Here is a 13,819-nt window from a genome sequence, read left to right as displayed (position 1 = left end):
AGGGGCAAAAATAAAAAGAGGCGAATTTCTCCGCCTCTTGTATTTGTTCAGATCTAACCGATCCGCTTCAACTTTATTTCGTCTGGCGGTGTGATGATCAACGGTACTTTTTCCACTGTCACAAAACTTAAGTCCAAACCGAACCCACGTTCCTCAGATAAACTTAGCTTTTTAAGCACAAAATAATATGCCATGATAATTTTATCCCTAAAACTTAAATTATTCGACCTTGATAGTACTTTCTCCAGGATAATGAATCTAAAATCACCAACTATTTTATGCTTGTTAAGTGAAGGGTAACGACTGGTAATATCCACTTCACCCTTTCTAACCAGTTCCTCTACAACAAGCCGGAAAAGTACGTTAATTCGTTGCTCCACTCTGAATCCAAGCTTAAAGTCGATTCGTATAAGTTTTCCTGGGATTAAGAAATCTACCTTATATTCTGTTGTATACGGCTCATCTGTTACATCCACATGCACCAGCCAATAAACATCCGCGCGTTTAGGCTGCTTCTGCAAAATTGAGTACATTATTTTCGATTCAATTTCAGAATTGAAATTTGCACTGGTCAGGTAAATAAGCTGGGAAGCATACTTTGGTACAGTATTATCATCCGCCAGTTCGCTCAGGATTGGGAAATAATCATCTATCTCCACAAATTTTACAAACCGGTTTTTAATTTTCCTGGCTTCACTCCAGGACCACATCACCGAAAACAATATAGATCCTAAAAGTATGGTGAACCAACCGCCATGTAAGATCTTAGCAAGGTTACCACTTAAAAAGGTAAGCTCGATAACTCCATACACGACAAGGAAAATAGCAATTAAATAAGTGGGGAATTTCCGCCTTTTCAAGTATATAGCTACCAAAATGGTAGTCATTAGCATGGTCACAGTGATAGATAATCCATAAGCGGCCTCCATCCGTATCGACTCCTCAAATAGGAAAACAACCACCAAGCAACCCGCCCATAGTAGCCAATTTACTGAAGGTACATATAACTGCCCTTTGGTAATAGTAGGATAGTTGATCTTAACCTTAGGCCAAAGGTTCAATCTAACTGCTTCCGCAATCAAAGTAAATGAACCAGTGATCAACGCCTGACTAGCGATCACTGCTGCCATTGTAGCAATAGCAATCCCATAGATCAGAAACCACTCCGGCATAAGTTCATAAAAGGGTTTTGCACCATGCAAGGTGGTACCCACGTGTTGCGAAAGCCAAACACCCTGGCCTAGATAATTCAAGATCAAACACGTCTTAACATAGATCCAGCTTATCCGGATATTAGAGCGACCGCAGTGCCCCAGATCTGAATAAAGTGCTTCAGCCCCGGTAGTACAAAGAAAAACACCACTTAGAATGAAAAAAGCACTGTAGTTATCGCTGGTAAGTAATTTATACGCGTAGTAAGGGTTAACGGACTTGAGAATTTCTGGATAGGTAACAATATAATTTAAACCCAGAACCGCCATCATGGTGAACCAGATAAACATTATTGGCCCAAATGCCTTTCCAACAAGGTTTGTTCCAAATTGCTGTATAACGAACAAGCCCGTAAGTATTGCGATCACGATCGGCATTACCTGTATATTCGGGTACTTTAAGGCCAACCCTTCAATTGCTGAGGATATTGTAATGGGAGGTGTGATGATACCATCAGCTAATAGTGCGCAGCCTCCGATGGTGGCCGGAATAATTAGCCATCTTGCCCTCCTTCTTACAAGAGAAAAGAGAGAGAATATGCCTCCTTCACCCTTATTATCAGCTCTGAGTGTAATTACAACATACTTTATTGTTGTTTGTAATGTTAACGTCCAGATGATACAGGACACTCCTCCCAAAATCAGTTCCGAAGTTATTATGCTTCTTTCACCAATAATTGCAGAGAAAACATAGAGGGGGGACGTTCCGATATCCCCATAAATAATACCAAGACTGATGAGTAGACCGGCGGCGGAAAGCTTGTGAAGATCTTTGTGATGTGCCACTTACTTTTGTTATAAACGGGGACAAATGTACATTATGACTTTTAATAAACAAAGGTGATTTTCAGTAGTTTGTTTTTTTACAATTACACTTCCTTTGGCTCCATTTTTGTTAATTTTTGTTAAAAAAAGCTAATTATAGTATCGCGAAAATCAAGTTTTAATAATTAATTCATAGATTTGTTATATAATAATATGAAGAAATTTTACTCACTCGCTTTTATGTTCACGTTTGTCCTGATCAACCTTCAGGCTTCCGTAAACAATTTTGCTCTCTCGGCAAGAAGCCTTGGTGTAGTTGATACTTCAAAAAAAGTTATAAAAACTTCTTCAAAGATTTCCGATACTCGTAAGGAACGTCCGGTTTACCTTCAAAGTGGTATAAATGTGGAAATTACTCCTTTCAAACCTACTGCAGCTAAGCCAGCAGCAGTACCAAGTACTAATAGTACACCCACAACCGCATCAACAGTTCCAGCAAAACCGGCACAACAGCAGGACCTGAAAATAGTAAGTAATGTTAAAGTTTATCCCAATCCGGTTGCCGAACAGCTTAATTTAACGTATAATGTAAATAAAGACTCTAACGTTACGATTAAGATAATGGACGTACTGGGTAATGAAATAGCTACCTTGCTATCTCAAAAAATGAGCGCAGGCGAACAGACCAGTTCTTTCAATATCAATAATAAGCTAAACAGTGGTTACTATTTCATCCGCCTTGTAGTAGGCAATGAGACTATTGTTAAGCGGATTTCTGTACTTTAACAAACTATTTCCTCTTCTATTTATCGTATCTTCGACACCCAAAATATTTGGTTGATTATTGTCATATATGAAGATCATAGCAGTAGGTAGAAATTACATTGAGCACGCAAAGGAATTAAATAACCCTGTACCCTCCAAACCGGTGATATTCATGAAACCGGATACAGCTGTCTTAAAAGACAACAAGCCATTTTATCACCCGGATTTTTCAAACGATATCCACTATGAAATTGAAATTGTTCTTAAAGTAGCTAAAGAAGGCAAGCATATCTCAGAAAAATTCGCTGCTAACTATTTCGAAGAAATTGGCCTTGGTATAGACTTTACTGCCCGCGATATCCAGCAACAACATAAAGAAAAAGGCCTGCCCTGGGAGCTTGCTAAATCATTTGACAATTCTGCCCCGATCAGCCGGTTTATTCCCAAATCTGAGTTTTCCGACCTTTATAATATTAACTTCCGGCTCGACATTAATAACAACACCGTTCAAAAAGGCAACACAAAAGACACTATATTTTCGTTTGAAAAGTTGATTGTGTTTGTATCTCAATTTATCACGCTGAAAAAAGGTGATCTTATTTTCACCGGAACTCCGCATGGAGTAGGCAAAATTAATATTGGGGACAGGCTCGAGGGATATATCGAGGATGAAAAACTTTTGGACTTTGAGATTAAATAAGAACTTACTTCAACGCGCACTTACTCTATTAACATTTTCAGTACTACAACTTTCAGCTTTCGCTCAGGAAAGTAGTTCTATTAAATCATACCCTAATGAATTTAGGCCGCCTCTGGATCTACGACCTAGTATTGCCGGGTCTTTCGGGGAGATCAGAGCTAACCACTTCCACTCGGGACTAGACTTCAGAACGAATCAGCGCGAAGGATATCCCGTTTACGCAGTAGCTGACGGTTATATATCGCGACTAAGGGTTCAGGTGGGAGGTTTTGGAAACGCGGTGTATATCGCACACCCTAACGGTTATACTTCTGTTTACGCCCATCTTCAACGCTTTAATGACCGGATTAGCTTGCAGGTGAAGGATTTCCAGTACCGTAAGCAGAGCTTCGACGTTGATTTCCCTCTCCTGCCAATTGAGATACCCGTAAAAAAGGGTGATATCATTGCCTGGTCCGGTAATACAGGAAGCTCTGGTGGTCCGCACTTACATTTCGAACTGAGGGATAGTCAAACAGAAGAAACAATTAATCCACAGCTATTTGGTCTTGAAGTGCCAGACAATGTCGCCCCACACATCACCGGACTATACTTATATCAATTAAACGGGCAAGATTTTAGTCCTACAACTCCGCGTAAGTCTTTCTCAGTGGTGGGATCAAATGGAGCATACAGGCTTAGCCAGGGTACCATTAGCATCAATGGCGAGAGCGGATTTGGAATAGTGACTTTTGATCAGCAAGTAGCTGGAGGAAACAAAAATGGCGTTTATTCTACTGAGCTATATCTGGATGAGAAATTAATATATTCCTCTGTTCTTGAAAGATTTGCTTTCAGTAATTCACGGGCAGTTAATTCTCATACTGATTATTCATGGCATCTGACTCATGGTACTACTATTCAAAAAAGCTTTATCGAGCCAGGTAATCCTTTAGGCATCTATAAGAACGTGATTAACCGGGGACTGATCACATTAAACGATGAAGATGTACATATTGTAAAGTATCTGGTAAAAGACGTTAAAGGCAACACAAGCACACTTGAATTCCAGGTGAAAAACGATCCGGAATCGATAGTAGCAAGCAAACCTAGCCAAGGAATCAAAGAGTTTCCATATAATACAGTTAACGAATACTCTACGGAGGACTTTAAGATCTCGCTCCCAAAGGGAGTTTTATACAGCAGTATCAATTTCAATTACTCGAGAACCTCTAAACCGGGATACTGGTCAAACTTTCATACCGCTCATACTCGTTTAGTCCCACTGCATGAAAACATAACGATAGCGATAAAGCCAACGAAAGAGGTTCCTGCTCATTTGAAAAGTAAATTGGTGATCGTCAATGCTAATGGAGGGTACGCGGGTGGAACTTTTGATGAACAAGATGGTTTTGTAAAGGGTTCCCCCCGCACATTTGGTACTTTTTATGTTTCCATGGACACCGTTGCTCCTACCATAAGGCCGGTTAATATCAGTGATGGAAAAGATCTTTCCGGAGCGGAAAGGGTTGTATTCAAGGTTTCTGATAATCTTTCGGGAGTCAGGAATGTTAGCGGGTATATCGATGGAAAATGGGTACTGGTAGAATACGATTTGAAAACCTCTACCATTTGGCATAAATTTGATTCACTTACCTCATCTGGAAAACATCTTTTTGAATTAAGGGTAAGTGATATGCAAAAAAATATTAAATTTTATTCAGCAACCTTTTATCGATAACTATGGCAGAATTAAAAGAAGGCGACAAAGCTCCTGCTTTTTCGGCTAAAGACCAAAACGGAAATACCGTCTCTCTAAGCGATTTCGCTGGTAATGATGTAATCCTTTATTTCTATCCAAAAGACGATACTCCTGGCTGTACAGCAGAAGCATGCGACTTCAGGGATAACTATCAGTCATTGCAGCAGAAAGGCTTCACCATTGTCGGCGTTAGTACCGATGATGAGAAATCTCATCAGAAATTTGTCACTAAATATTCCTTACCCTTTACCCTAATCTCTGACGAAGACAAGCAGATTGTTGAGGCCTATGGCGTGTGGGTAGAGAAGAACATGTATGGAAAGAAATATATGGGGACTGGGAGAAAAACCTTTATCATCGACGGCGAAGGGGTAATCAAAAAGATCATTGATAAAGTAGACACGAAAGAGTCGTCAAAACAGGTTCTGGATCTTCTGGGCCTTTAATCATTAATAAAAGAAAAGGCAGGTGCGCTTTAGCTCACCTGCCTTTTCTTTTTATCGGTAAAATTTCCCTACCTATTCTGAATCCTTGTATTGCTGGAGAACATTGTAGAGGTTTCTACTGCCGGCTGAACAGTTGAAGATTTCGTTTTTACTTTCAGTATCTTAAATTCAGTCCTCCTGTTTAACTGATGCTGATCTCTCGAACATTTGATCCCGTCGCTGCACTTGTTCAATAACTCCGTTTCTCCCAAACCTACTGCACTTAACCTGTTTGAAGCAACACCTTTATTGACAAGGTAAGCAACCGCAGACTCTGCCCTCTTTTGAGACAACCACTGATTATAAATTGCCTTTCCCCTACTATCTGTATGCGCCCGACATTGAATATTTGAACTATTAATCTTGCTTAAGAAAGCTGCTACTTTATTCAAATTCCGGTATGAATCCGGACGGATGTTCCACTTGTTGAAATCGTAGTAGATATTTTCAAGCTTCACAATGTATGCATCTTCGGCTCGCTCTAACTCGAACTTAACATTAAAAACTGTCGATTCTTTTAATCCTACCGTAGATAATTCACCCTCTTTTCTTGAGTAGTAACGTTCTCTGTTACCACTTACTACATACCTGGTTTCAGGACTTAAATTAAAATTAAACCTTCCCTGAACATCTGAGAAAGACGAAATTTGCTCACCAGTGTTCCTATTAACAAGAACAATCTCGGTATTCGCTAAAGGCTGGCGTGATGCTTTGTCTATTACCAGTCCCTCTACAGCAAAAACCAAAGCTTCTGCTTCTTCTTGTTTTGGTGTTTCATTTGCAAGAACGGGCGTTGAAGTGACAAAGTCGAAGCTATAAATGTCGTCAAGACCTTTTCCTCCATTTCTGTTCGAAGAGAAATACCCTCCTTTTTCATCCTTGAAGTAAACACCGAAATCATCTTTGGTTGAGTTAAGCGGAGATTTCAGGTTTTCAGCAATAGAAAACTTATCGTAGGATCCTTCTGATGTAAAAAGATCAAGTCCCCCCATACTTACATGCCCTTTTGATGCAAAATAAAAACGACCATCTTTACGAACTACTGGGAATACCTCATCCTCCGATGTATTGATATTAGGACCGCAACTTACAGGGTCAGACCAACTTCCATCAGCAGCTTTCTTGGAAGCATAAATATCCATCCCTCCTGTACCTCCAGGCATATCCGAAGCGAAGTAAAGGATAGTACCGTCTGGAGAAAGCGCGGGGTGCTGAACAGAATAGCTGCTACTGTTAAAAGGCAAAGGTTTGGGCTTCGACCAGGAAGTACCTACCTTAACTGCATGAAATAATTTTTTAGTAATAACTGCAGCCTTTCTATCTTTAGTAGTCTTAGGTGTTTCGGTTCGTGTAAAATAAATCTCATTTCCGTCGGCAGTAAACACTGCTGGTCCGTTATGAAACTCATCGTTCAGTGTTGCATCCAAAAAGTTTATATCGGCAGTAGCCTCAACTTTCGGGATAAAGTAAAGTTTAAGGTATGGATTACCTGTCCAGCCAAAAACCTCCTTACTTTTGGCTCCTTTGTTATCTTTAACAAACCATCTGTCTGAAGTAATAACTAAACCATCAAGATAACCGGTTGGAGAGAATTCAGAGTTTGAGCTATTCAGGAAACTAAGGTTTTCTATTTTAACGCTAGGGTCGGGATTCTCCAGCCACATTCTGGCAACATCAGTAGAATTCACCAGACGGATCCCCTCTTCCTTTCTATAAGGAACGTTCTGAGCAAACAGCTGGTAATTCGCTTTTGCTTCATCAAATTTACCATTTTGTTTGAGAGCGTCGGCGTAGTATTTATAGTTTACAGGATCAAAACCGGAATAAGACAGTACACGCTTGTAGGCCCTTTCGGACTCTTCGGAGTTGTTTATAAACCTGTAACAATTAGCTATTTTCTCAGCCAGTTCAAGCGATGGCTTCTTCCGGTAAATCTTCTCGTAGATATCCAGAGCTAGCTTATAGTCATACTTCTGATAGTAGTAATCGGCCTTCTCTATGTTGTCTGAAAAGATGTTTCCAGGGTAAAGGTTAGCTAGAAGAAAAATAAGACAAGCAATAAAAACTCGTGTAAACTTCATTTAAGCAAGTTAAAAATAACGCGGAGTAAGCAGGGCAGAACTTTTCCTATTACTGTTTAATATCACTCCTACTGATATCTCATGCGTTCCGTTAGTGTATGCTACGAGTTTCGATAATGAATAATCATAAGCATAGCCCACACGGAACTTTTCCCGGAAATAGAACTCTACCACTCCAACTAGCGAATTTTGCCTAAATAAAGAGTTATTCCAATTACTTTTTTTCCACAAATTAACACCCGTGCGGTAAGACGCCCCCAACCACAGCTTCTCCTTCAGTAAAAAGGATGAATTTATATCAATACTGGTAGGGCCTTTGGTATCTTCCTTTACCAAGAAAGAAGGCTTAAATTTAGTGTCCTCGTTAATATCGAGCAAGTATCCGCCTGTAAGAAAAAAATGAGGAGCTTGTTTAGCTATTGTATTTTGCCCCACTCTATCATAGTCTACAACGTCGGCCAAAAGGTTGGTTCCCGAAATCCCGGCATAGAGCTTATTATTTGAGAAATAAACACCGAAACGGGCATCCGGAACAAAGTAGTTACCCCTGTTACTGAAATTAGGATCTTCAGCATCCTGGGTAGTAGCGTCACTACCATTAAGCATAAATTGAGATACGCCCAGAGACAGACCTAAAGCTAGCCTGTCATCATTGTCAGAAACAGGCAAACGATATGCGTAATTCACATGAGCAGAAGAATGTCGTTGAATTCCTACCTTGTCATTTACAATAGCCAATCCCAGGCCTACGCGGTCATCTCTTCCCCAGGCATCATCAATTACGATTGATTGTGTTTGCGGCGCACCTTCAAATCCCGACCACTGATCACGGTGTAATAAACTCGCATTGAAAATGCCTTTATATCCTGCATATGCTGGGTTTATCACCATAGTATTAAACATATACTGACTGTACTGCGCATCTTGCTGCGCGAATACATTTATGGTGATAATAGCAAATATAAAAGGCAGACAAAATCTCATATTAATTTTTCTTAACCATGGTAATAAATCCTTTATAGGTATTGGTATTACCATTCACATTCACACTTAATACGTAGAAATAGGTTCCGGGTTGAAGGTTTGATCCATCCCAGGCATTAGTAGGGGAATAATTTCTTGTCCTATACACTTCATCGCCCCAACGATTGAAAATTGTTAATGTATTCTCTGGATAAAGTTCAATATTCTGGATCTGCCAGGTATCATTCTTCCCATCTCCATCCGGAGAGAAAGCATTATAAAAGATAAAGGGAATATCAGCAAATGAGACTATCTGGTTTTTGGTACCAGAGGGTGAAGTATAAGTTAGGGAGCGGTCTAACCTGTCGCCGAGGATACCTTCTTCAACACCGGTTGATACCTTTTCCCACCTCGAATGCTCTTTAGACCATTGCACGATCGCTGCATTATTTTCAATAGCTTTTACCTGGAAAAACTTTGTGGCAAACTTTGATGCTCCTGATGTATGATCGAGAATATAAAAGTATTTATCACTAACTCTCTCTATATCTGATGTTCTCTTCGATACAGGATACAAGAGATCAGGATTCTGATTAACCAGGTTTAATGTATAAGTATTCGACTCCTGATTTTCAGGCTCAATAATTACGGGCCGGTACAAGGGATTTACATCGATCGAATTGAACTTCTTAAAGGACGGATTATTTTTAATCGAACCCAATGGGAATAAGTACTGCCCATTGCTATTCGTATTCCGTATCAAAGCTCCGTTTTCATTAGTAGTAATAAAACCTGTACTTCTATTAAGCGCATCTACATTGGGGTTGATAATTGAAAGCCTGTTATCACCAATATTCAGTAAGCGATCATCCAAAGACAAAGAGCTGGTAATAGTAGCGTTTGTTTTTAGTTCTTTATCTCCAAAACCTCCTAGCTTGAGATTGGGAAAATCTAAAGGGTTTCCACTAATATTCTGGATATTTCCGTTTAGAAATACCGTTGCCTTTGACGCGCTGCCAAATACCGTATTTGAAGAATTGTTGACTATATTCCCTTTGATCTCAATAGTGCCATCTCCTGAGATTTGTCCATCATCATGGCGATAGCCTTCGCTAATATAAAGTAAACTATTGTTATCCAAGTGCAAGGATTGCCCTGTATTCACAACTTGCGCCCCTGCCTTCAGGGAAAGCAAGGAGGCTGCAAAAACAATATGTTTCCAGGCTAATCTCATGCTATTCAACAACAGTAATGTAATATTCCATAAGATCTGGATTTTTGGCACTTGAGCTAGCGTTGTAGAATTTCACTTCTACAGTACCACTTGTTGATACTCTGGCATAACTAATTATTATTCCGTCTGGCAACTCTGACTTTGGTGATATACTTACAGTCGATCCAACCGATGCGCCAGTAATCGTAAGGGTAATTTTCTGTGAGCTGTTCGGAGGAAGCTCCGGAACATCTATCGTTGAGGAGGATTTAAGGATTTTAGTTAAAACCGAACCTTGTTGTCCGAGGATAAATGTACCATTTACGCTAAGTTTTGCGCCGGGATTTGTAGTAGCGATTCCAATATTGCCGTTTTCCTTTATCCTCATACGCTCTATGGCTTGAGTGGCAAAAATGAAGTCTTTTTTATCTGTCGTTCCAATGTAACTCCCACTTGTACCAGAAGCAGCCGGACTGGTTCCTGTATTACCTCCGAGAGACCAAACATTAGATGAGCTAGGTATGATATTGGCAACAGGAGTTCCCCATCCAGAAGCCGTTTTAGCATAAACGTCACCAGTAAGATTATCCAGATAGTAATCTCCTTCCAATCCTATTACTTCTGCCGGCACGTCACTATCAACATACCATTTAGAACCGTCTTTCCCGTTGGTACCATTAAGTCCGTCTCTTCCATTAGTTCCATCAGTACCATTAGTTCCATCAGCGCCTTTAACTACTCCTACATTTCTCTCTGTAGCATCACTAAATGTTAATACTAATTCTCCCGAGGTATTTATAACAGCATTCGTAATACCTAATCCATTATCCCCTTTTATTCCGTCAGCTCCTTTTACAATACCTACATTCTTGCTGGAACCATCACTAAACGTCAAAATGAGCTCCCCGGTATCATTAAGTGAAGCGCCGGTAATACTTAAGCCATTAACACCGTTTGTTCCTTTAATTAAACCAACGTTCTTTGATGTTCCATCAGTAAAGCTTAATATTAGTTCTCCCGCCGGATTTTGTGCTGCACCTGAAATACTAATTCCATTTGTACCATCAGTTCCGTTTATACCTTTTATTACCCCTACATTCTTTACAGAGCCATCACTAAAAGATATAATCAGTTCGCCGTTGGGATTCTGCGATGCATTCGTAATACTAATCCCATTGGTTCCATTAGTACCTTTTATAACACCAACATTCTTTGTCGTACCATCACTGAAACTTAAAATAAGTTCCCCTGAAGTATTCTGTGTCGCACCTGTTATGCTAACTCCATTGGTTCCATTTGTTCCGTTAGTGCCATTAGTCCCGTCAATACCTTTAATAACACCCAGGTTCTTAATATTTCCATCACTAAATGTGAGCAAAAGTTCTCCACTATTATTTTGACTTGCGTTGGTAATACTAATTCCATTAGTACCATCCGTACCTTTGACAAGCCCTGCATTCTTAATAGTACCGTCGCTTAAGGATATCAGAAGTTCTCCAGAGCCGTTTTGAGTTGCATTGGTAATACTTACCCCATCCTTCCCTTTAACCTCTCCAACATTTCTGGTATCTCCGTTACTCATTTGAAACACCAATTCGCCTGAAGCGTTTAAACTGATATTGGTGATATTTACTCCATCCTTTCCCTGAAGTGAGGCCAGGAACTCTGCTTCGGATTTGTTAGTATTTCCTGGTAGGAGTCGCCATAGTTCAACAGCTGATTGCCCGTTAAGCCCTTTTAATGACTGTAGAAATACAGCTTCTGAACCTGAATTTCCGGCTCTCAACCATTCTTCATAGGCTGTCCGTCCATTGACTCCGTCTTCACCTTTCATATAGGAAAGGAAATCGGCCTCTGTTTTATTCTCATTTCCCGCCTGACTTTTCCAGAGGTCAAAAGCTGATTGGCCGTCTCTTCCGTTAGTTCCGTTGGTTCCATCCTTGCCTTTAAAAGCAGCAAAAAATTCTTCCTCGGTTTTATTTTCATTACCGGCAAGTCTCTTCCATAACTCATATGCAGAAAGGCCATTTTCTCCATCGATGCCATTAGTTCCATTTCTTCCATCAATGCCATTTGACCCATCTTTACCCTTAAAGGCCACGAAGTAATCACTTAAAGTTTTGCTTTCATTGCCAGGAATACTTCTCCAAAGTTCGTATGCTGACTGCCCGTCTCTACCATCTGTACCGTTGGTGCCATCCTTGCCTTTAAAAGCAGCAAAAAATTCTTCCTCAGTTTTATTTTCATTACCGGCAAGTCTCTTCCATAACTCATATGCAGAAAGGCCATTTTCTCCATCGATGCCATTAGTTCCATTTCTTCCATCGATCCCATTTGACCCATCTTTACCCTTAATGGCCACAAAGTAATCACTTAAAGTTTTGCTTTCATTGCCAGGGATACTTCTCCAAAGTTCGTATGCTGACTGCCCGTCTCTACCGTTTGTACCATTAACTCCGTTAGTCCCATTTACTCCATTTACTCCGTCAGCACCATCCTTACCCTTGAAGAACGCAAAATAGTCCTGCAGCGTTTTATTCTCATTTCCAGCTATACTTCTCCAAATGTCAAAAGCAGATTGGCCATCTTTACCATTTAACCCATCCTTGCCGTTAACGCCATTAGTTCCATTTATGCCATCTTTTCCGTCAATACCATTGGTGCCATTAACACCGTCTTTACCCTTGAGGGACAATAAAAATTCAGCTTCAGTCTTAGTTGAATTTCCCGTAAAACTTTTCCATAATTCAAAAGCAGACTGTCCATCCTTTCCATTAAGTCCATTTCTACCATCAAGACCTTTTATAGATGAAAGAAAATCTGTTTCCGTCTTTGAATAGTTTCCTGGTAAAGATCTCCATAATTCAAAAGCTGATGGGCCTGCAGGCCCGGTAGCTCCATCTTTGCCTTTTAAAGAAAGCAAGAAATCTTGTTCTGATCCGGTATGACCAATATTAAGCCACACCTGGTAAGCAGACAAGCCGTTCCCAATTAAACTCTGGTTGGTGGTAAGTTCTATCCAACGATCATTAAGCCAGAAATTAAATTTATTAGTGGTAGTGTTATAGATCAAAAGTCCCGTTGCACTAACATTCGTTGACCCGGTAGATTGCAAGGTCTCCTTTTCACTTTCAGTTAACCTTGGAATAAGTAGTCCTTTGTTTGTTGAAGTAATATCAAGAATAGCCGAAGTGTTAGGCTTTGTGGTTCCAATACCAACAGAACCAGTCTGAGCTTTAGCTACTTGTGAAAAGGCAATAAAGGTCATTAAGCAAGAAATTGCCCATGCCCTTTTATTCAAAATATTTAACATTTTTTTCTTCATGGCCTAAAACATTAACACTCAATGGTTAGCGAGGCATCGTTAATCAAAAATTTTCCTTTAGATAAAATTTATGTCCTTTTACGTGAGAGAATTAAGTAGGTTACATAATTTATAAGGAATTGTTAATAATTTTAAAAGGGCTAAAACGGTGGCATTCAAGGGAAATAATTATTTTTGACACTTTCTGAAAATTATGAATCCAGATATAGCTAAATTAAAAGATATCGCAACGCAGGTACGTCGTGATATTGTCCGTATGGTGCATCAGTGCCAGTCGGGCCACCCTGGAGGTTCACTAGGTTGTACCGATTATTTGGTAGCCCTGTACTTCCATATCATGAAACACGATCCCAAGTTTAATATGGATGGGAAAGGCGAAGACCTGTTCTTCCTTTCCAATGGCCATATTTCTCCGGTGTTCTATAGCGTACTTGCCCGGTCAGGATATTTTGATGTAGCAGAGCTGGCTACTTTCCGTAAGCTGAATTCAAGGTTACAAGGTCACCCAACTACACACGAAGGTCTTCCTGGTATACGTATGGCTTCTGGCTCTTTAGGTCAGGGCTTATC

General features: G+C 40.1%; 10 protein-coding genes. 5 read left to right on the top strand and 5 right to left on the bottom strand.

Translation table 11 applies throughout. From position 1 onward, the window contains the following. Positions 1-53: 53 nt before the first annotated feature. Positions 54-1,997, bottom strand: a complete 1,944-nt coding sequence (locus J4N25_RS25850) for a KUP/HAK/KT family potassium transporter (protein WP_207424792.1) — start codon at positions 1,995-1,997, stop codon at positions 54-56. Positions 1,998-2,189: 192 nt separating this feature from the next. Here J4N25_RS25850 and J4N25_RS25845 point away from each other — a divergent pair, with 192 nt between their 5' ends. The 4 genes from J4N25_RS25845 to bcp all read left to right on the top strand — a co-directional run bounded on the left by J4N25_RS25845 (position 2,190) and on the right by bcp (position 5,628). Continuing rightward, a complete protein-coding gene (locus tag J4N25_RS25845; protein ID WP_207424791.1) occupies positions 2,190-2,762 on the top strand; it encodes a T9SS type A sorting domain-containing protein in 573 nt (190 codons plus the stop codon). Between the two features lie 67 nt (positions 2,763-2,829). Further along, positions 2,830-3,441: a fumarylacetoacetate hydrolase family protein gene (locus J4N25_RS25840; RefSeq protein WP_207424790.1), complete on the top strand. Its 612-nt coding sequence runs from the start codon at positions 2,830-2,832 to the stop codon at positions 3,439-3,441. Then, a complete protein-coding gene (locus tag J4N25_RS25835) occupies positions 3,428-5,161 on the top strand; it encodes a M23 family metallopeptidase (protein WP_242696032.1) in 1,734 nt (577 codons plus the stop codon). Before J4N25_RS25840 ends, J4N25_RS25835 begins: the two co-directional genes overlap by 14 nt. A 2-nt stretch (positions 5,162-5,163) precedes the next feature. Beyond that, the gene (bcp, locus tag J4N25_RS25830) at positions 5,164-5,628 is read left to right on the top strand and encodes a thioredoxin-dependent thiol peroxidase (RefSeq protein WP_207424788.1); all 465 of its coding nucleotides are present in this window, start codon (positions 5,164-5,166) and stop codon (positions 5,626-5,628) included. Between the two features lie 68 nt (positions 5,629-5,696). On the opposite strand, the gene J4N25_RS25825 is transcribed toward bcp, so the two are convergent. From J4N25_RS25825 to J4N25_RS25810, 4 genes are read right to left on the bottom strand one after another with little or no spacing between them, the layout of a single operon-like run. Further along, the gene (locus J4N25_RS25825; RefSeq protein WP_207424787.1) at positions 5,697-7,748 is read right to left on the bottom strand and encodes an OmpA family protein; all 2,052 of its coding nucleotides are present in this window, start codon (positions 7,746-7,748) and stop codon (positions 5,697-5,699) included. Between the two features lie 9 nt (positions 7,749-7,757). Then, positions 7,758-8,732 (bottom strand): PorP/SprF family type IX secretion system membrane protein, encoded by a 975-nt coding sequence (locus J4N25_RS25820; RefSeq protein WP_207424786.1) that lies wholly within the window; start codon positions 8,730-8,732, stop codon positions 7,758-7,760. A gap of 1 nt (position 8,733) precedes the next feature. Beyond that, positions 8,734-9,945, bottom strand: a complete 1,212-nt coding sequence (locus J4N25_RS25815) for a T9SS type B sorting domain-containing protein (protein ID WP_207424785.1) — start codon at positions 9,943-9,945, stop codon at positions 8,734-8,736. A gap of 1 nt (position 9,946) precedes the next feature. Then, positions 9,947-13,249 (bottom strand): phage tail-like protein, encoded by a 3,303-nt coding sequence (locus J4N25_RS25810; RefSeq protein ID WP_207424784.1) that lies wholly within the window; start codon positions 13,247-13,249, stop codon positions 9,947-9,949. A gap of 193 nt (positions 13,250-13,442) precedes the next feature. Here J4N25_RS25810 and J4N25_RS25805 point away from each other — a divergent pair. Then, a partial coding sequence (locus J4N25_RS25805) for a thiamine pyrophosphate-binding protein (protein ID WP_500784473.1) occupies positions 13,443-13,819 on the top strand: 377 nt, incomplete at its 3' end.

The sequence above is a fragment of the Desertivirga brevis genome (assembly GCF_017355835.1).
Note: the sequence above shows the minus strand (reverse complement) of the source record. Positions and strands in the feature narration are given on the sequence as shown.